At 70.4% G+C, this 17,958-nt stretch carries 17 protein-coding genes; 6 read left to right on the top strand and 11 right to left on the bottom strand.

Features of this window, described 5'->3' with window-relative positions:
• Position 1 precedes the first annotated feature (1 nt).
• Together ACFSVL_RS10485 and ACFSVL_RS10480 are read left to right on the top strand one after the other, a co-directional pair.
• Positions 2-1,300, top strand: coding sequence for an MFS transporter (locus ACFSVL_RS10485; RefSeq protein ID WP_378302895.1), 1,299 nt, complete (start codon positions 2-4; stop codon positions 1,298-1,300).
• Positions 1,301-1,309: 9 nt separating this feature from the next.
• Positions 1,310-2,722, top strand: coding sequence for an amidase (locus ACFSVL_RS10480; RefSeq protein ID WP_378302894.1), 1,413 nt, complete (start codon positions 1,310-1,312; stop codon positions 2,720-2,722).
• Between the two features lie 6 nt (positions 2,723-2,728).
• Here the strand turns inward: ACFSVL_RS10480 and ACFSVL_RS10475 are convergent, their stop codons facing one another.
• Positions 2,729-3,136 (bottom strand): nuclear transport factor 2 family protein, encoded by a 408-nt coding sequence (locus ACFSVL_RS10475; protein ID WP_378302892.1) that lies wholly within the window; start codon positions 3,134-3,136, stop codon positions 2,729-2,731.
• Positions 3,137-3,186: 50 nt separating this feature from the next.
• On the opposite strand from ACFSVL_RS10475, the gene ACFSVL_RS10470 reads away from it, so the two are divergent.
• Positions 3,187-3,669 carry a MarR family winged helix-turn-helix transcriptional regulator gene (locus ACFSVL_RS10470; protein ID WP_378302890.1) on the top strand — a complete coding sequence of 161 codons (483 nt, stop codon included), beginning with the start codon at positions 3,187-3,189 and terminating at the stop codon, positions 3,667-3,669.
• A gap of 6 nt (positions 3,670-3,675) precedes the next feature.
• Here the strand turns inward: ACFSVL_RS10470 and ACFSVL_RS10465 are convergent, their stop codons facing one another.
• The 5 genes from ACFSVL_RS10465 to ACFSVL_RS10445 form a co-directional block, all read right to left on the bottom strand.
• On the bottom strand, positions 3,676-4,947 hold the full coding sequence (locus ACFSVL_RS10465; RefSeq protein WP_378302888.1) for an MFS transporter: 1,272 nt from the start codon (positions 4,945-4,947) through the stop codon (positions 3,676-3,678).
• Between the two features lie 466 nt (positions 4,948-5,413).
• Entirely contained in the window at positions 5,414-6,148 is a 735-nt protein-coding gene (gene pepE / locus ACFSVL_RS10460; protein WP_378302886.1) for a dipeptidase PepE, read from the bottom strand.
• A 29-nt stretch (positions 6,149-6,177) separates the two neighbouring features.
• Positions 6,178-7,467 carry a M20/M25/M40 family metallo-hydrolase gene (locus tag ACFSVL_RS10455; protein ID WP_378302884.1) on the bottom strand — a complete coding sequence of 430 codons (1,290 nt, stop codon included), beginning with the start codon at positions 7,465-7,467 and terminating at the stop codon, positions 6,178-6,180.
• Positions 7,464-8,804 (bottom strand): cytosine permease, encoded by a 1,341-nt coding sequence (locus ACFSVL_RS10450; protein WP_378302882.1) that lies wholly within the window; start codon positions 8,802-8,804, stop codon positions 7,464-7,466. Before ACFSVL_RS10450 ends, ACFSVL_RS10455 begins: the two co-directional genes overlap by 4 nt.
• Positions 8,801-9,751, bottom strand: a complete 951-nt coding sequence (locus tag ACFSVL_RS10445) for a DUF1177 domain-containing protein (protein ID WP_378302880.1) — start codon at positions 9,749-9,751, stop codon at positions 8,801-8,803. Before ACFSVL_RS10445 ends, ACFSVL_RS10450 begins: the two co-directional genes overlap by 4 nt.
• A gap of 103 nt (positions 9,752-9,854) precedes the next feature.
• Between ACFSVL_RS10445 and ACFSVL_RS10440 the strand changes: the two genes are divergently transcribed.
• Positions 9,855-10,682 carry an IclR family transcriptional regulator gene (locus tag ACFSVL_RS10440; protein WP_378302878.1) on the top strand — a complete coding sequence of 276 codons (828 nt, stop codon included), beginning with the start codon at positions 9,855-9,857 and terminating at the stop codon, positions 10,680-10,682.
• On the opposite strand, the gene ACFSVL_RS10435 is transcribed toward ACFSVL_RS10440, so the two are convergent.
• A complete protein-coding gene (locus ACFSVL_RS10435; protein ID WP_378302876.1) occupies positions 10,645-11,811 on the bottom strand; it encodes a glycosyltransferase in 1,167 nt (388 codons plus the stop codon). The two genes, ACFSVL_RS10440 and ACFSVL_RS10435, sit on opposite strands and share 38 nt — an antisense overlap.
• Before the next feature lie 76 nt (positions 11,812-11,887).
• On the opposite strand from ACFSVL_RS10435, the gene ACFSVL_RS10430 reads away from it, so the two are divergent.
• Positions 11,888-12,937 carry a LuxR C-terminal-related transcriptional regulator gene (locus tag ACFSVL_RS10430; protein ID WP_378302874.1) on the top strand — a complete coding sequence of 350 codons (1,050 nt, stop codon included), beginning with the start codon at positions 11,888-11,890 and terminating at the stop codon, positions 12,935-12,937.
• Positions 12,938-12,990: 53 nt separating this feature from the next.
• On the opposite strand, the gene ACFSVL_RS10425 is transcribed toward ACFSVL_RS10430, so the two are convergent.
• The 4 genes from ACFSVL_RS10425 to ACFSVL_RS10410 all read right to left on the bottom strand — a co-directional run bounded on the left by ACFSVL_RS10425 (position 12,991) and on the right by ACFSVL_RS10410 (position 16,978).
• Positions 12,991-13,974 (bottom strand): S1 family peptidase, encoded by a 984-nt coding sequence (locus tag ACFSVL_RS10425; RefSeq protein WP_378302873.1) that lies wholly within the window; start codon positions 13,972-13,974, stop codon positions 12,991-12,993.
• Between the two features lie 508 nt (positions 13,975-14,482).
• Positions 14,483-14,905 carry a BP74-related protein gene (locus ACFSVL_RS10420; protein WP_378302871.1) on the bottom strand — a complete coding sequence of 141 codons (423 nt, stop codon included), beginning with the start codon at positions 14,903-14,905 and terminating at the stop codon, positions 14,483-14,485.
• 333 nt (positions 14,906-15,238) lie between these two features.
• On the bottom strand, positions 15,239-15,964 hold the full coding sequence (locus ACFSVL_RS10415) for an alpha/beta fold hydrolase (protein ID WP_378302869.1): 726 nt from the start codon (positions 15,962-15,964) through the stop codon (positions 15,239-15,241).
• Positions 15,965-16,045: 81 nt separating this feature from the next.
• Positions 16,046-16,978 (bottom strand): nucleoside hydrolase, encoded by a 933-nt coding sequence (locus ACFSVL_RS10410; RefSeq protein ID WP_378302867.1) that lies wholly within the window; start codon positions 16,976-16,978, stop codon positions 16,046-16,048.
• Between the two features lie 363 nt (positions 16,979-17,341).
• On the opposite strand from ACFSVL_RS10410, the gene ACFSVL_RS10405 reads away from it, so the two are divergent.
• A complete protein-coding gene (locus ACFSVL_RS10405; RefSeq protein ID WP_378302865.1) occupies positions 17,342-17,947 on the top strand; it encodes a LysE family translocator in 606 nt (201 codons plus the stop codon).
• The last annotated feature ends 11 nt before the right edge of the window (positions 17,948-17,958 follow it).

Here is a 17,958-nt window from a genome sequence, read left to right as displayed (position 1 = left end):
CATGAAGGCCAACAAGGTGCTCAGCGCCGCGATGATCGGCCACGGGGTCGAGTCCTACGATTTCGTCGTCTACGGCGCCTCGGCGACGATCATCGCGAAGCACTTCTTCCCGGCGGGCAACCCCGCTCTGGCGGTCCTGTCCGCACTCGCCGTGTACGGGCTGGCGTTCGTGGTGCGTCCCCTCGGCGCCGCGATCTTCGGCAGCATCGGCGACCGGCTCGGCCGGCGGACCGCGCTGTCGGCGGTGGTGCTGATCATGGCCGTCTCGACGGCCGCGATCGCGGTGCTGCCCGGCTACGAGAGTGTGGGAGTCCTGGCCCCGATCCTGTTGCTGTGCTGCCGCTTGGCCCAAGGCATCTCGATGGGGGCCGAGTACACCAGCGCCGCGTCGTACGTGATGGAGCAAGCACCGCCGGAGCGGCGCGGGTTGTGGCTCAGCGCGGTGGGCAGCGCGACCTACGTCGGGTCCGCGCTCGCTTCGTTCGCACTGCTGGGTCTCCGGTCGATCTCCGTCCCGGCGTATGAGAGCTGGAGCTGGCGGCTCGCCTTCCTGGCGGGCGGGCTGATGGCGCTCGTCGGGCTCTACATGCGGCTCCGGCTCGACGAGTCGCCGGCCTTCCGCGAACTGAAGTCCGCGAACGAAACCGCGGCCAAGCCGATCCGCGACACCTTCCGCGACTGGCGGGTTTTCCTGCTGCTGTTCGCGCTTTTCGCCCTGCTGGCCGTCGTGGTCCACAACCTCCTCGGCTACCTGCCCACCTATCTGGCGACGACCGGTCACGTCCGCGGCGACACCGTGCTCGTGTCGGGCGGCCTCGCGCTGCTGCTCTGCGCGGCGCTCTGCGTCCCGGCCGGGATGCTCGCCGACCGGATCGGGCGCAAGCCGCTGCTGATCGCCGGGATCGCGGTCGCCGTCGCCGGTTCGCTGCCCGCCTACCTGCTGGCCGGCGGCGGGACGCTGGCGACGACATTCGCGACCGAAGTCCTCCTGGTCGTCCCGGCCGCGCTCGTCACCGTCGGATCGACGGTCGTCGCGGTCGAGCTGGTCTCGGCGCGGATTCGCGCTACCAGCACCGCACTGGCCTACAACGTCGCCTACGCGATCTTCGGCGGCACTGCCCCGCTGCTCGGAGCGCTGCTGACCGGATGGTTCGGGCGGCTCGCCCCGGGTGGCTACATCGCCGCGCTCGCGGTGATCGCGCTGGTCGTCGTGGTCGTCGCCTTGCCGGAGACGCTCCGGCGCACCCGTGCCGACGAGCCCGCGCTCCAGAAGACCCCGCTGAGCCACCAAAAACACTGAGGAGAGTCCGTGCCGAAGACCCACGACCAACCGGCCTACCGCCCCGGAACCTTCGAAGCCTTGCGCTTCCACCCCGCGACCGCCGCCTTCCGCGACGGCTCCGATTCCCCGCGCGAATACCTCGAACGATGCCTGGCGACGATCGCGGAGCGCGAACCGGTCGTTCAGGCGTGGGTCGTGCTCAACGAGGACGGGGCGCGAGAGCAGGCCGACCGAAGCACCGAACGCTGGCGCCGGGGCGAGCCCTTGTCGCCGATCGACGGCATGCCGATCGGAGTAAAGGACCTCCTGCAGACTCGGGATATGCCCACTCAGATGGGATGTGCCGCGTTCGCGGGCAATTTCCCCAAGCGGGACAACGCCGCCGTGTGGGCGCTGCGGCAGGCCGGGGCGGTCGTCCTCGGCAAGACGGTGACGACGGAGCTGGGCGGCCCGGAGCCCAGCCCCACGACGAATCCCTTCGACCCGCGCCGCACCCCCGGCGGCTCCTCGTCCGGTTCCGGCGCCGCGGTCGGCGCGCGGATGGTCCCGGCGGCGATCGCGACCCAGACCGGCGGTTCCCTGATGCGGCCGGCGAGCTTCAACGGCACGTGGGGATTCAAGCCGTCCCAGGGCGCGATCAACCGCGGGGAGCGCCAGACCGCGAGCATGACCACCCACGGCGTGCACGCCGGGTCGGCGAGCGACATGTGGCAGGTCGCGATCGAGATCGCCGCACGCGCCGGAGGCGACCCGGGCCGGCCCGCCCTGCACGGTCCCGCCGCCCCGCCGCCCGCCCGCGTGCCGAGCACGGTCGCGGTGGTCGAGACGGAGGCGTGGACGCGCCTGGACCCGTTGAGCCGCAACGCTTTCGAGCAGGTAGTCGCCCAGGTCGAGGCCGCCGGAGTGACGATCCTGCGCCGTCGCGACGACGCCGTCGTCGAGCGCTTCGAACAAGCCCTCGTCGGCGTGTCTGACCTCGGCAGCGACATCCTGGCCTGGGAACACTCCTGGGCGTTCCGCGACCTCGCCGCGGACCGTCCCGGCGACTTCAGCGCGCGGGTCAAGCGGTTCTTCTTCGACACTGCCGACCGTCTTGGCGCGGCGGGCTACGAGGAAGCTCTCCGCACCCGCGCGGCGGTGACGGCCGCCTACGCGCTCCTCGGCCCTCGTGCGGACGCGGTCCTGCTCCCGACCTCGACCGGGCCCGCGCCGGTCTGGGCCGGGGACGTGCCGGGAGAGCCGCCGGTCCGCTGGCCGACCGGGGATCCGGGGTTCAACTTCCCCAGCTCGCTGCTGGGCGCGCCCGCGGTGAACGTCCCGCTGATGAGCGTCGGCGGGCTCCCGTTCGGGCTGCAGGTGATGGGCCAGCCTGGGACGGATGCCCGCACCGTCGCGATCGCGCGCTGGGCCGGAGAGCACCTCACCCCGGTCAGCATCTGACGGCGTTCACCGCTGCGTGTCGAATGGCTCGTAGCAGTCGAAGGTCTCGATCGAGGCGATCAAGCCGTCCGCGGTCTCGACGAACTGGGCAATGTGCGCGACGAGTTCGTCGCCGCGGCGGAAAGGGCCCGTGTCGCGCGCGATCACCCCGCGCCAGGTGAGGCGCAGGATCGCGGTGTCCCCGACCGCCGCGGCCGACCGTACGTCGTATCGCTGGCTGGACATCAGCCCGGCACCGGCCTCCGACGCCGCGAGCATCTGGTCCAGGCTGGCACGGGCACCCTCGGGCTTGAGCCGGTTCGGATGCTCGACGGTCGACGCCGTCGGGGCGAAGTACTTCCGGAGGTCCTCGCCGCACTGTCCGGCCTCAAGGGCGCACAGCAGGGACGTCGCGACGGCAACCGGCTCACCCATAAGCACAACTTAAGTTGTACAATCTAGGTTGTCAATTGCATGGTGGCACCGTGACTGCATTGGACCCGGCCGACCTCGACCTCGCCACCCTCGCCTGGCTGGCGGGCAGTTCCGCGAACCGCGCGATCCTCGCGGAGCTGCACGAGGCGGGCCACCCCGGCGTACGCAACTCCCACGGGTACGTCGTCCAGCATCTGATCGACCGGGCGCCCACAGTGTCCGAACTCGCCGGGCTGCTCGGCGTCACCCAGCAGGCGGCGTCGAAGCACCTTCGCGAACTGGAGCGGCTCGGCTACGTCGCGAGGGTGCCGGATCCGGCCGACAGCCGGGTGCGCCGTGCCCAGCTCACCGACCACGGCTGGCGGCTCGTCGACGACAGCCGCCGGATCCGGAAGCGGCTGAATCAGCGGCTGACGAGGTCGGCGGGCAAGGACGCGGCAGAAGCGGCCCGGTCAGTACTGGCTCGGCTGCTTGACGTGACAGGGGGAACCGCGGAGGTGATCGCGCGTCGCGCTGCCCTGCCTAGCGAATAAGCGAAGTCATCGGACCCCGGCTCCGCGGCGTGCCGAGGGAGCCGTTCCGGCCGGTGCGCGACCGCGGAGCAGCACGAGCGCACCGAGCAGCGTGAGCAGTTGCGTCGCGGCCAGCAGCGCGTATCCGGCGGCGAATCCGTGGTTGCCGCCTGCCGCGATCGCCACGCCCATCAACGTGGGGAGCAGCGCGGACACGAGGTTGCCGACTCCATTGATCAGGCCGTAGGCGCTGCCGACTGTGCCCGCCGGAGCGTATTGCTGCACCAGCGTCGGGATCGCCGGTCCCTGCAGGCCCCAGAACGCGTTGGCGAGAATGAGCGCCGCCGCGGCGAGCCAGCGTGAATCGGCGAAGGTCGCGGTCGTCGCGCACAGTGCGGTGCCGATGCTGCCGATCACCAGGACGAGTGGCGCTCGGCGGCCCGGCATCCGGTCGATGAGGTAGCCGCCGAGGAAGCCGGACCCGAGGCTGACCACGAACGGCAGTGCCGACAGCGCGCTCATCTGCGCGAGCGAGAAATGCCGTGCCTGCAGCAAATACGACGGAAGCCAGGACGTGCTGCCCCACAGATAGCCGAGTGTGGCGACCTCGATCAGCAGGATCCAGCCCAGTTTGGGTGTGCGCAGCGCGCTGGCGAACCGGCGTGCCGCGGGCTGCCGTTCGGCGGTCCGGCGCCGGGTCCGGACGAAGACGGCGACCAGCGGCAGCCCGACCACGACATTGAGGGCCGCGAGCAGCAGGAACGAGCCGTGCCAGCCGAAGTGCACCAGGGCGAAGGTGATCACCGGGATGCCCAGCGCCGTGCCGAGGGAAACGCCCATCGAGCTGACCGCGTTGGGCTTGCCCCACGCGCCTTCGGCGAAATTGTCCTTGACGTACATGGTTTTCAGCGAGAACAGCGGACCCTCGCTGGCCCCGAGCAGGAACCGCAGCGTGAGCAGCAGCATCGCACTTCCGGCGTACGGGGACACGAGAGTGAACAGCGCCCAGCACCCCAGGCTGACGAGCAACCCGCGCCGCACCCCGAAAACCGCTTCGTACCACGGGGTGATCAGCATGGCCGCGATTCCGTAGCCAGCCAGGAAAAGCGTCATGAGAGCGCCCTGCGCGGCCCGGTTGCCCGCGATCCCGAAGTGCTCGGCGAAGGCGGGATCGGTGATGAGCACGGACACGTTGACCCGGTCGATGTAGGAGATCGCCACGACCGCCAGCAGCGCCAGCACGCCCAGCCACGCGGACAGCGGCGCGCCGGGCCGCCGCGCTTCCCTCGACACGGTCACCGCGAGTCCTTTCCGGGCCGGACCATCGCGAGGCTGCCCGGCCGCCGCAGCGCCGGACCGGCCGCCTCGGCCGGCGGGGTCGCCCGGAAGTATCTTTGTCCTAAGATGCTTATGTCAAGGTTTCCCGCCAGAGTCCGGTGCGCGACGCGGAAGGTCCGTGAGGGGAACCCTGGGGGAATCAGATTCCCCCAGGGCGGCCCTCACAGCCCCGTGCACCCGGTCACGCGGACATCAATCGGGCATTTCGACAGCACAGGCGTCCTTTATGGACGGTCGACCGGCGCGACGCCACACAGCTTAAGTTCCTGGCATTGGGAATCAGAGTCCGTGAAGGTTCCCCTCACGGACGTCGGCGGGAGCGGGACTGCCCGGCCCGTCGCACACCGCGCCGCGGAGAAGACCGCACAAAGAAAAGGGCTGGGCCCGCAGGCCCAGCCCTTCCCTTACGCCACCCGACAGACCGGCGTCAGCCCCACTCCGGCGCGCTCGCCGGAGTAAGCAGATCGCTGACATCGCCCGAGACGTCCTCGCCGGGCACGCCGCGCCGGAACAGCCTGCCGGGCGCGCCGCCGCTCGTGGACACGCCCGCCAGTTCCGCCCAGCCGCCGCGCACGCGCAGCCACGCGCCCTCGCGCAGGCCCAGCACCGGAATGTCGTTGCATTCGTGGAATTCCGCGAGCCGCTTCTCCCGGGTCTCCCCCATGTGCGTGCTGGCCGGGTCGGGGTCGACGTAGTGCGGGTTGAGCTGGAACGGCACCAGGCCCAGCGACGTCAGGCTGGGCGGCTCCACGATCGGCATGTCGTTGGTGGTGCGCACGGTCGGGCCGGCGATGTTGGTTCCCGCGCTGGCGCCGAGGTAGGGCATTCCCTCGGACACCCTGTCCCGCAACGGTTCCAGCAGCTTCCGGCGGTACAGTTCGGACAGCAGGCGGAACGTGTTGCCGCCGCCGGTGAACACCGCGGGCGCCGAACGCACCGCGGCGACCGGGTCGGCAAAGGTGTGCAGCCCGCGCACCCGCACGCCGAGCGGGGCCGCCGCGGCCGCGATGCGTTCGGTGTAGCCGTCGTGGTCGGCCAGCGCGAACGGGACGAACACCAGCTCGGTGTGGCCGGCCAGCACCTCGGCCACCGCGTCCAGCGCGTGTTCCAGCGGTTCGCGGCCGTGGTTGGCCGAGTTGGACAGCAACAGCAAGTCAGTCACGCGATTCTCCTTGGTTCGCCCGCCATTGTTCAGCAAGTCCGCAGCAGCCGCTCCAGCACCCGGACGGAGAACCGCAGCGACTCCAGCGGCACCCGTTCGTCGACGCCGTGGAACAGCCGGTTGTACGGCAGTTCCGGCGGGACGCGCAGCGCTTTGAACCCGAAGCCGCGGATGCCCAGCGCGGACAGCGCCTTGTTGTCGGTGCCGCCCGCGTTGCAGTACGGCGCGGGGTGTCCGTCCGGGTCCTCCGCGGTGATGGCGGCGCACATCGCGTCCACCAGCGGGCCGTCGAAGCCGCTTTCCATCGCGATGTCCCGGTGGATGAACTCGCGGCGCACCGACGGCAGCAGCAGTTCGTCGATCGTGTCCAGCAGTTCCTGCTCGTACCCGGGCAGGAAGCGGCCGTCCACCGCCGCGGTGGCCCGGCCGGGGATGACGTTGACCTGGTAGCCGCCGGAGATCATGGTGGGGTTCGCCGAATTGCGCAGGATCACGTCCACCAGGCCGGCCACCGGGCCCATCCGCGCCAGGCTTCCGTCCACATCGGACGGATCGAACGGGACGCCGAGCAGTTCCGCCGCGCGTTCCAGCAGCGCCCGCACCGGTTCGATCAGCCGGACCGGGAACCGGTGCCGCCCGATCCGCGCCAGCGATTCGGCGAGATCGGTGACCGCGTTCTCGTCGTTCGGCGAGGAGCCGTGCCCGGCGCGGCCGGTGGCGACCAGCCGCAGCCAGGCCTGCCCGCGCTGCGCGCATTCGATCGGGTACAGCCTGCTGCCGTTGCCGAGGTCGAACGACACCCCGCCGCCCTCGGTGATCGCCTCCCCCACGCCGTCGAACAGGTCCGGGCGGTGCTCGGCCAGCCAGTGCGAGCCGAACTTCCCGCCGCCCTCCTCGTCGGCGAGGAAGCCGAACACGATGTCCCGCGGCGGTTTCTCGCCGGTGCGGCCGAATTGCCTTGCCAGCGCGAGGATCGCCGCGTCGAAGTCCTTCATGTCGATCGCGCCGCGGCCCCACAGCAGGCCGTCGGCGATCTCGCCGGAGAACGGCGGGACGCTCCACTCGCTGGCGTCGGCGGGCACCACGTCCAGGTGCCCGTGCAGGAGCAGCGCCGGCCGCGAAGAGTCCACTCCGGACAGTCGGGCGAACACGCTGGCGCGGCCGGGCTCGCTTTCCACGAGAGTCGGTTCCAGACCGGCGTCCGAGAGTTTCTCCGCGACATACTCGGCGGCGGGCCGTTCGGCCGCGCCCGGGTTGGACGTGTCGATCCGGATCAGGTCCCGGCAGAGGTCGACCACCTCGTCCTGTGCGCTGGTCACCGGGCCACCTCCTCGAGTTCCGCCGAGCCCATCGGCCGGATCAGCCCGGCCCGGCCCAGCACCGTGTACAGGATCGCGGCGGTGAGCAGCGAGTTCAGCGCGGGGATGCCCCAGTGCACGAACTCGCCGACGCAGAACGCCGCCGCCCACACCGCGAGCGTCGCGGGCACCCACACTGGCATCGTCGCCGGGACCCGTCCGGCGGCCCGCGTCTCCCGCAGCGGCGTGGACAGCCGGCGCACCAGGAAGTACTCGGCCACGATGATCCCGCCCACTGGCGGGATCGCGACGCCCAGCACCGACAGGAACGCGGTGAAGTGCTGCAGGAAGCCAATCGCGGACAGCACCGTCCCGGCGATCCCGATCACCAGCGTGACGACGCCGCGGTGCAGCGGGCGGCCGAACACGGTCCGCACGAAGTTCACGACGCCCAGCGAAGAGCCGTACAGGTTCCAGTCGTTGATCTTCGCGGTGGCCAGCACCACCACGATCAGCCCGACGAAGCCCGACGTGGACAGCACGATGTGCGTGACGTCGGAACTGCCGACCAGGTGCCCGAGCAGCACGCCGGTCATGCCGACGATGTACTCCGACAGCACGATCGACGCGGAACTCTGCAGCAGGACGTGCCAGCCCTTGCGGTTGAACCGGGTCATGTCCGGGGCGACCACGGCTCCGGTCATGTAGCCGCCGGCGATGATCGTCGCCGCGGCCGGGATGGAGATCGCCGTCGCGGTCGGCGCGGCCGACATCAGCGCGCCCACCGAATGGTCGGACAGGGTCGAGATGACGCTCCACGCCACCAGCCCGAAGAACAGCGGCACCGCGATCTTCGCCAGCCACATCATGTACTTGAAGCCGTAGATCACCAGCAGCGTCAAGACCACGCCGGACACCGCGCACCACAGCCACGGCGGCCCGCCGACGAGGGCGTTCATGCTCTTGCCGAAGATGCCGTTCTGCACGCCGAACCAGCCCACCAGGCTGATCGCGATCACCAGGCTCACCAGCGCGGAGCCGTTGCGGCCGAAGCCGGTGAACCGGGTCAGCATGGTCATGGTGAGGCCTTCCCGCTGGCCGGCCAGGCCGATCAGGAAGATCACCACCTCCAGGATCACCGCGCCGAGGGTGAACGCCCAGAACGCGTCGGAGAACCGCATTCCCACGCCGAGCGTCGCGCCGAGCACGAACTGCGACAGCGAGCCGGACTGCGCGAGCCACTGCAGCAGCATCGAGCCGAACCCGTACCGGGCCTCTTGCGGGACGCGGCGCAGCGAGTAGTCGTCGTTGCCGATCCGTTTCCGGGTCTGCTTCGCGGTTTTCGTCGCGGTGCTCATCCGGCCACCTCCGTGCCCAGCGTCTGCAGGTGCGCCATCGAGCCGTAGCGAGCCTGCAGCGCCGCGAACTCCGCCTCGTCGTGGAAGTGCAGCGTGCCCGCGCCGAACTGCTTCGCGACCTCGACCGCGTACCGCGCGGCGGCCGCGATGTCCGTCTCGTGGCTGGCGCCGGTCGCGCAGCCCGCCACGGTCGCCGCCGAGGTGATCGCGAGTCCGACGACCGGCGCGTCGGTCGCGGTCGCCGGCTGCAGGATCGAGTTCAGGTGGTAGACGCCGTTGCCGTAGGGAGTGATGTCCTGCGTGGTGATCGGGTAGGTCACCAGCGGCGCGCCGGTCACCGCCTCCAGCAGTTCGCCAAGGCCCTCGGAGACCCGCAGGATGTAGCCGCTGCGCACGGTCGGCGACAGGGCGAGCCCGCGGTGGTTGATCACCCGGTTGCCCTTCGTGGTGTCGATCGACAGCACGGCGGCCATCTCGCCGGACAGCTCGTAGCTGTTCATCGTGGCGATGTCGACCGGCGAGTTCATGAACGGGACCGGATCGTGCGGCAGGGTCGGCGCGTCCGGGCAGATGTGCGTCCCGATCAGCACGTCGCCGGCCAGCACGTCCCCGCGAGCGCGCATCGACAGCAGCTTGGCCGCGGCGGCGAGCGCGGCGGCGGCGCCGTCGCCGTCGGACACGAACCCGGTCACCTCCGGCCGGGCGCCGACTCCGCCAAGCCGCCCCACCACGCCGAGGGTGGGCGCGTCGCCGCCCGCGGCACGGCCGCGGCTGCCGGCCACCCGGACCCGGACGAAGTCGGTCTTCCCGGCCGGGCCGGGCACCGTCGTGATCTCCGCGCCGCTGCCGTCCGGGCCGGCGACGGCGTCGAGGTAGGCGACGGCCTCTTTCCCGGTCACCGCCGGGTCGTCGAGGATTTCGAGCAGTTCCAGGACGTGTTTGAGCATGTGGTTCCTCTGGAGAAGTCAAGGCCGCCGGGATTGGTCCGACCAGACTCCGTCCGCGCGCCCCGGCTTTACAAACATTTCCCGTTATTCGCACAATGGCCGGATGCCGGACCCCGACGACCGCGCCACCCCGCCCGGCCTGCCGCAGACCGCCGACCGCGCGCTGCAGGTGCTGCTCGCCTTCGACCGCGCCCGCCCGGAATGGGGCGTCACCGCGGTGGCCCGCGAGTTCGGGCTGCACACGTCGATCGCCCAGCGGATCCTGGCGGTGCTGGCCCACCGCGGTTTCCTCGTCCGCGACGACAGCACCCGCAAGTACCGGATCGGCCCCGCCGCCCTGCACCTCGGCCGGTTGTGGGACCGGGCCGGCGCGCTGGACCTGCTGGTCGTCCCGGTCCTGTCCGACCTCGCCGCACAGACCGGGCACGCCGCCCTGCTGTCCCTGCCCGACGGCGCGCACACGCGATGCGTCCTGGCCGCGGAAGGCGCGGACGGACGGCTGCGCGGCTACTCCCTGGTCGGCGAGCTGTACCCGGCGCACGCGGGCGCGACCAGCAAGGCGTACTTCGCGTTCCTGCCCGAAGCGGAGCGCGACCGGCTGTTCGCCGACCGCCCGATGGCGCGGTTCACGCCGGACACGGTCACCGACCTCGCCGTCTTGCGCGAGCAACTGGCCGAGGTCGCTTCCCGGGGCTGGGCGTTCACCACCGGCGAGTACGACACCGGCGTGGCGACGCTCGCGGTGCCGGTCTTCCTGCGCGGCGAACCGTACGGCAGCCTGTCCGTCGGCTGGTCCGCCTCGCGCTTCGACCACGACCCGGAGCAGTGGGTGGACCTGCTGCGGCGGGGCGCGGAGCTGATCGAACTGCGGCTGTCCCGGCCGGTGAACCGCCTCAGCGGAGGTCTTCCAGGTCCGCGGCGAACCGAGTGAGCGAAGGCAGGGCGAGGATCCGGCGTTGAAAGCCGCGTGCGGCCAGCCTGGCGGACGGTTCGTCCAGCACCTGCTTGAGCGCGGCGGCCAGCTTGTCCGGCGTCAGCCCCGCGACGTCCACCTGAACGCCCGCGCCCAGCTCCTCGACGCGGGCGGCGTTCGCGGGCTGGTCGGCGAACAGCGGCAACGCTGCCATCGGAACCCCGTGGTCGAGCGCTTCTCGAACCCCGCTGAATCCGGCATGGGTGAGGAAGGCGTCGCACGCGCCCAGCAGCAGGCGCTGCTGAACGAACGACACGAAATGCACGTTCGCCGGACGCGGACCGGTCCAGGCCGCCGGGTCGTGGCCGAGTGCGACGACCGCGCGGACCGGCAACGTGCCCAGGGCCTCGACCGCGATCGTCAGCAGCCGCGACTCGGCGGACAGCAGCATGCGCACGTTCGAGCCGAGGCTCATCAGCACCAGCGGCGCGTCGGCGGGGACCGCGGCGATCGCGGCGTCGAGCGGGTCACCAGGGACGTCGGGCACGCGGTAGTAGCGGTGCTGGGGCGTGCGCAGCGCCTGCGGGTACCACGATTCGGGCAGCAGGCCGGCCGCGAGCTTCCCGTACGCAGGTGTCAGGGACCCGATCGCGGCGAGGCCGAATTTCGCGCGCACGACGTTGAGCTGCTCGACGAGATCCGGCACCAGCCCGGCGATCAGCGGCGCGATGTCGAGCACCGCCAGGTCGACGCCGAGCACCTCCGCGGCCAGGAACCCGCCGTACTCGTTGGTCTCCCGGACGATCAGGTCCGGCCGCCACGGCTTCGCGACGTCGAGCAGGTTGGCGGTGAAGGCCGCGGTCATCTGCTCGTCAAAGAGCGGAACGTTGACCGGACCGGTCACCTCCGGCCGCCACCCGTGCACCGTCCCCCCGGGCGGCCGGGGCATTTTCGCCTGGACCTGTTCGGGCGCAAGGACATCCGGCAGCACGAGCACCGGCACGCCGAGCCGTTCGATCTCCCCGCGCATCGCGCCGCCGGTGGCGATCGCGACCTCGTGCCCGGCCCGCCGCAGCGCGTTCGCGACCGGGACTACGGCCGGTACGAGATGCGAGCGAATCGGCAAACCGGTCAGCAGCACACGCATCGAGACGCCTCCAGAGTTCAGCTGTGCTCAGGCTGGCACTCCTCCGGCGGGCCGGACATACCGAGAATTGGGGGGAATGTCGTTGCCGGTCCGGTACGGGACGGCCATGCTTGATCGCATGGGCGGGGCGGCGGGGTGTTCGCTGGGCGACGTGCACGAGGCGGTCGGGCAGGGCGCCGGCTCGGACGCCGCGGGAGAAGCGCTGTCCCGGGCACTGGCACCGTTGGTGGCGCACGACGCGCTGCGTCTGGCCGCGACGAACCCGGCCGCCGAGTTCGGACCGGCGGCCTTCAGCTTCTGGCACAAGTTCGACCCCGGCCTCGGGCTGGCGCTGCTGCACCGCACGTACGCCCCGAGCGGCGAGTGCTCACCGTTGGCACGGGCGAGACCCGCCGTCGTGCTGGGCGACGATTTGTATCGCGCGTACGGCGTCGGCAGTGCACTGCTGGTCCTCCTGCGCGACCGTCGCGGCACGTGGGGCGCGCTGGAATTGCTGCGGTCCCAGGGCGGCAGGCAGTTCGACGACGAGGACGGACGCCGGGCGGCACGGCTGGGCCCGGCGCTGGCCGCCGTGCTGCGTCAGTACGTCACCGCGGGGCCGCTGGCGCCGCAGACGCCGATGCTGGCCCCGGGCGTGCTCGTCGTGGGGCCGGATCACCGGTTGCGGGCGGCCACGCCGCAAGCCCGTGCCTGGCAGGAACGCCTGCGAGCCAGCCACCGCACCCCGGACTTCACCGATGCCGCGCACTTGGCGGGCTTGTCACTGCAGACACGTCGCTGCTTGGGAGACCCGGGTGCCCGCACGCCAGTGCTGACCGCGCCGCCCGCCAGCCACGGCCGCTGGGTCGGCTGCCACGCGCAACCGCTTGACGACGCTTCCGGGGACGTAGCCGTGGTCATCGAAGCCATCACCGGCAAACGGCTGCTGCCGTCGTTCTGCGACTGGTACGGGATCACTCCCCGCGAGCGCCAGGTCGTCGAGCACCTGTGCGACGGAGCGGCGGCCAAGCACATCGCCCGCCGTCTCGACCTGTCGGTGCACACCGTCAACGAGCATCTGAAGGCGGTCTTCCGCAAGACCGCGGCGAGCGGCCGGGACGAACTGGTCGCCGCGATCACCGGCTGACCTCCACGGGCGCGTCGCCGGGAGGACCGGCTCCTCCCGGCGGCGCGTGCGGGTCAGGACTGGGGCAGCGTCACGCCGTACCGCTTGGCCGACAACGTCGCCGGGAAGAAGCACGAGGTCTGGGTGTCTCCGCCGGAGAGGGTGCCGAGACCCTTGCCCCCGTCGTAGGCCGGACCGCCGGAGTCGCCGTGGTCGGAGCGCGCGGTCGTGCAGAACTCGTGGTAGACCGTGTAGCCCTCGGCTTCGAAGGTGTAGTCGACCTTGGTGACCTCGCCCGACGTCACGCCGGAGGTGATCCCGGCCCGCTTGATCTGCTCGCCCACCGTCGCGTCGGCGAACTCGGTGATCTTGGTGCCGTCGTTGATCTCGCTCGGTCCCTCGCCCGAAGCGTTCTCCACGAGCATGTTGTCCTCGTCGGGGAACACCGCGTCGACGGTCTTGCCGTCGTTCCACGGACCGCCGCCGCCGAGCTTCTCGCAGTGGCCGGCCGAGAGGAGCAGCTTCTTGCCGTCCTTCTCCACGTTGAACCCGTTGGAGCAGGACGCCTGGCCGTTGCTGATCTTGTCGCCGCCCTTGATGAACAACGACATGGCGCCGGGGTGGTGCTCGACGCGGACCATGTCGCCGTACTGGCCGGCGGTCTCGAGCAGCTTGGCCTTCTCCGCCGTCGGGGTGGCGTCGTAGACGTCGACGACGACCTGGTTGTGGGCGAGGTCGAGGCCCCAGCCGGCGCTGTGCACGCCGCCGGTGGCGTCGAGGCGCTGTTTCACCGAGCCGAGCTGGCCCAGGCTGTACCGCACCACTTCGGCCTTCAGGCCGGAAGCGCGCACCTTGGCCGCGTCGTTGTCGTTCAGCACCGTGACGACCGAGGCGCCGCTGTCGTCGAGGTAGTGCCCGCCGGTGGCGGAACCGAGGCTGCTCATGACCGCGGCCGGGGTCGCCGCCGCCGACGCGGCTGGCACGGCGGTCATGGCCAGCGCCAGCGTGCCGAACGAGCCGACGGCGAGAGCGCTCAGCCTGAAACGTGTCGATCGCATGTGTTTCCTCCTGCGCGGAACGGGAGAGAAAGGACGTGGGGAGCCTGCATCCGGGCTTCCGGATTCGATGCCGGGCCCGGCGCGGTCTCCTCCCTGGGCGCCGGGTGACCGGATGGGGACCATGGGCCTCCAGTTCGGGCGGTCCGGACCGTCTCGTCGTTGAAACGGAACGTGATCAACCTCAGGTTCGTGATTCTCGAACAGGTCCGGCCGACCGCGACACCGACGAAGGTAGGTTCCCGTTTGTCGCAATCGCGCGCCCGAACGGCGCAGCGGCGGTGACAGGCGCGGCGTGCTCAGCTGACCGCGCCGGGCGCGAGTGTCCACTTGAGACGGTCTTCGACGGCCCGTGCCGCCGGTTAAACCCGTTGCGGGACCGCGTCTTCCACTCCCCCGGGCCGCAGGCTTCCGGGAGGTTCGCTGCTCAGGACTGAGCGCGGGGCCGCCGTCGTGGCCGCCCCGCGCTCGTCTCAATGCCGCCGAAGGACGGCAGCGCCTGTTTTGGCGGTCAGCTTTCCGGAGTGACCGAGAGGACCTTGATGGTCCACGGGCAGTACTGCTTGATCTTCCATTCGCCGGCGTTGCTGACCTCGTGCGGCTGGCCGTCGCACGCCTCGGCGGTGACGTCCGCCCAGCTGAACGTGGCGGGGTCGATGTGCCAGTCGTATCCGGTGTTGACCCCGGAGGAACCCCGGACGATGTCGCCGATCGGGATGCCCGGGTGGTCGACCTCTCCGTTCATGAGTCTGACGGCCTGGTCCGCGTCAGCCTGCTTGAGCAGTTCGACGCGGTAGATTTCGCCGCTGGAAAAGACCTGGATCGCGGCGATGTGAGCACCGGTTTGCCGGGGCTGCGCGTTCGCGGTCGTGGTTCCCGCCAGCAGAGCACTGGCGACCGTCGCACCGGCCACCACCGCAGTAAGCGTACGCATGTGCGGATCCTCCTTGTCGTCCCTCTTCGGGCGGTTCTCGCCCGGGTTCGACGTTAGCGGCGGATTGACGGGAGATAATCGGTTTTTCGTGCACAGAGAGTGCATATTCGTCCCGGCGACTTTGCGAACTTTTCTCGCCTTCTTGGCTTTCTCCGGAAATCGTAATGAGACAGCCCTGCCAAGGCACACGGATAGTCTCCGCGCACCGAGTTCGAACCGTTTTCCGATGATTCTCCCGAGTTTCAGCCCGTGCCGAAGTACTCACGACGAATTCAGTCGGCCAGTGGCAGATTCGATGACGAAAACGCGGTTACGACCCTCGGCGTCGCGGGCTCAGTCTCTCCCGGCGTGGACGATCTTCTCGGCGAGCAGCCCGGGATTGGTGAAGACGACCTCATGGCTGCCGGGCAGCTGCACCAGCCGATGCAGCCCGAGCCGTCCGGACATCCGCGGGTGCCACCCCCATTCGCCGGGCGGGAGTGCCGTGTCGTCGGTGCCGTTCAGGTAGCTCTTGGCGATCTCCAGCCGGTAGAACCTCGACAGGTCGAGCCGATCGAGGAAAGGCTGGTACGGCGTCGACGACAACCGCTGGTAGGCGGCCGTCGCGTGGTCGAGGTCGGCGTCCTGGATGAACGCCTCCCGCCAGATCGGGAACGGCAGCGTCACCGTGTTGTCGGCCGATTCTCCTGCCAGGCGCGCGAACAGTTCGCGGTAGTTCGGCGGGAGATCGTCCTCGACGCTGGTGCCCGGCCGCAGTACGAACGCGTTCCAGAAGACCAGCCTGCGCAGCCGCTCCGGGATCTCCTCGGCGACCCGCGCGATCACCGTCCCGCCGAAGCTGTGGCCGAGCAGCACCACGTCCGCCAGGTCCTTGCCCACGATGTACTGCTGGATCGACCGCACGCAGTCCTCGTGGCTGACCGCCTTGTCCGCGCCCTTGCCGTGCCCGGCGATCGTCGGGCGGTGGGCGACGTGACCGAGTTCTTCCAGCCGGGGAACGACCTCGTCCCAGGCCGAGCCGTCGTGCCAGGAGCCGTGCACGAGAACGAACGTCGTCATGATCGTGCCTCCGTTTGCCGGGGTCCGCGACTAGCGCGGGGAGGGTAGTCCCGGCGGCGGGGAACGGTCCCGGCAGCGGCTTCACTTCAGGTTCGCGACCGCCTCACGGATAAGCAGCCAGAACTTCGGCACGTCCAGCGTGATCGCGATGTCCGCGTTCGGCTCCTTGCCGAGCATGTCGTGCAGGTCCACCGCCGTGGCCCCGGACGTGAATTCGCCCTTGGTCTCGACGTCAAGGTGACTGCGCTGGACGGTCGCGACACTCCGGTCGATCGCGATCGCCACCGTGATGGGATCGTGCAGCGGGCCTTCCGGCATACCCTCGGCCGCGTCGTAGGCGGCGCAGAAGAACCGGAGCAGCTCGACCCCGAACGCGCTGGTCTCGTTCCCGATCGCGCCGATCGACCGGATCACCTCCTCGGTGATCAGCGCCTGGTGCGAAATGTTCAGCCCCACCATCGTGAACGGCAGACCGGCTTTCACGACGAGGTCGGCCGCTTCCGGGTCGGCCCAGGCGTTGAACTCCGCATAGGCGCCGACATTCCCGCGCCCGGTCGAGCCGCCCATCCAGATGATCTCCGTGATCTTTTCGCGGAAGTCGGGCCGCTGCTCCAGGAGCATCGCGATGTTGGTGAGCGGTCCGGTCGGGATCAGCGTGACCGGCTCCGCCGCCCCCTCCAGCAGGTCCGCGATCAGCTCGAGCGCGCTTCGTCCGTCCAGCGGGACCGTCGGAGCGGGCAGCACCGGACCGCCGAGGGCGTTGTCGCCGTGGATCCAGGTCGCCGGGGTGAGTTCGCGCCGCAACGGCTTGTCCGCCCCGGCGGCGACCGGCACCCCGTCGACACCGGCGACGGTGAGCGCGACGCGGGCGTTGTTCGTCGTGTGCTCCAGCCGGCCGTTCCCGCCGACGGTCGTGACGCCGAGCAGGTCGATCGCCGGGTTCCCGGCGGCGAGCCAGAGGGCGAAGACGTCGTCGTGGCCTGGATCGCAGTCGATGATGACCGGGACGGGCATGGGGTCCTCCAGGTGCGTGATCGTTTCCGCAGACTACGGACCGGATTGCACCGCTGTCATGACCTTCTCCAACGGCACGGCCGTCTCCTGGACACGGGACTCCGGCGCGGACATCGCGCCCTCCCTCGCGGCCGCGCCGGAGTCCCGCCTCTTCGCGCCGCCGCGGTCTGGGATGCGACGGCACCCGCCCGCTGGGGTCGGACGGGCAGTCAATCGGTTCGAAGAGGTCCAGACGTCCACTTCTAGCCGTTCGCGGGTTGTCCGGCATCGCGGACGCGCACCTTACAACCAACTCCGCACAACTCCCGGACCACAGCGAAAACGAGGTAGGCAACGCTGGCCGACGATGCGAGAGTAGGGCGCATGGTGATCCAGTTCCTCGCGGCGGCGGGCGTGCTCGCCCTGCTGACCGTGGTGCCCGGGCCCGACATGGCGGTAGTGACGAAGCGGGCCATCGGCTCCGGCTGGCAAGACGGGCTGAGGACGGTCGGCGGCATCACCGCGGGGCTGCTGGTGTGGGGTGTGCTCACGGTGGTCGGCTTGGCTGCCGTCCTGGCCGCGTCTGCCACGGCCTACACCGTCGTCAAGCTCGCCGGAGCGGTCTTTCTGCTCGTGCTCGGCGTTCAGGCGCTGCTCCACAGCCGGAAGCGACCGGCGGAGTCCGGCACAAAGACGTCCGGGAGCCCGTGGCGGACCGGGCTGATCAGCAACCTCTTCAATCCGAAGATCGCCGTCTTCTACACCGGCTTGCTTCCGGCGCTCGCGCCGTCCGGGCTTCCGCCGCAGGTGGGGATGGCGTTGCTGGTCCTGATCCACGCCGCTCTCACCCTCGCCTGGCTCGGCGGCTACGTGCTGTTGCTGGCGAAAGCCCGCGCGTTCTTCGAGAAGCCCGCCGTGCGCCGGGCCATGAACCGCATTACCGGCGTCGTCCTCATCGGGTTCGGAGTCAAGGTGGCTGCGTCAGCCTGACCCGCGTTCAG

Source organism: Amycolatopsis silviterrae, assembly GCF_042684085.1.
GTDB classification, from domain to species: Bacteria; Actinomycetota; Actinomycetes; order Mycobacteriales; family Pseudonocardiaceae; genus Amycolatopsis; species Amycolatopsis silviterrae.
This window is presented reverse-complemented; position numbering and strand designations above follow the sequence as displayed.

Bases quoted from the DNA above. Each gene is read 5' to 3' on its own strand.
- ACFSVL_RS10485 (WP_378302895.1), top strand. From the start codon at position 2: ATGAAGGCCAACAAGGTGCTCAGCGCCGCGATGATCGGCCACGGGGTC.
- ACFSVL_RS10475 (WP_378302892.1), bottom strand. From the start codon at position 3,136: ATGGGTGAGCCGGTTGCCGTCGCGACGTCCCTGCTGTGCGCCCTTGAG.
- ACFSVL_RS10450 (WP_378302882.1), bottom strand. From the start codon at position 8,804: ATGAGCACCGCGACGAAAACCGCGAAGCAGACCCGGAAACGGATCGGC.
- ACFSVL_RS10445 (WP_378302880.1), bottom strand. From the start codon at position 9,751: ATGCTCAAACACGTCCTGGAACTGCTCGAAATCCTCGACGACCCGGCG.
- ACFSVL_RS10440 (WP_378302878.1), top strand. From the start codon at position 9,855: ATGCCGGACCCCGACGACCGCGCCACCCCGCCCGGCCTGCCGCAGACC.
- ACFSVL_RS10435 (WP_378302876.1), bottom strand. From the start codon at position 11,811: ATGCGTGTGCTGCTGACCGGTTTGCCGATTCGCTCGCATCTCGTACCG.
- ACFSVL_RS10430 (WP_378302874.1), top strand. From the start codon at position 11,888: ATGTCGTTGCCGGTCCGGTACGGGACGGCCATGCTTGATCGCATGGGC.
- ACFSVL_RS10425 (WP_378302873.1), bottom strand. From the start codon at position 13,974: ATGCGATCGACACGTTTCAGGCTGAGCGCTCTCGCCGTCGGCTCGTTC.
- ACFSVL_RS10420 (WP_378302871.1), bottom strand. From the start codon at position 14,905: ATGCGTACGCTTACTGCGGTGGTGGCCGGTGCGACGGTCGCCAGTGCT.
- ACFSVL_RS10415 (WP_378302869.1), bottom strand. From the start codon at position 15,964: ATGACGACGTTCGTTCTCGTGCACGGCTCCTGGCACGACGGCTCGGCC.
- ACFSVL_RS10410 (WP_378302867.1), bottom strand. From the start codon at position 16,978: ATGCCCGTCCCGGTCATCATCGACTGCGATCCAGGCCACGACGACGTC.
- ACFSVL_RS10405 (WP_378302865.1), top strand. From the start codon at position 17,342: ATGGTGATCCAGTTCCTCGCGGCGGCGGGCGTGCTCGCCCTGCTGACC.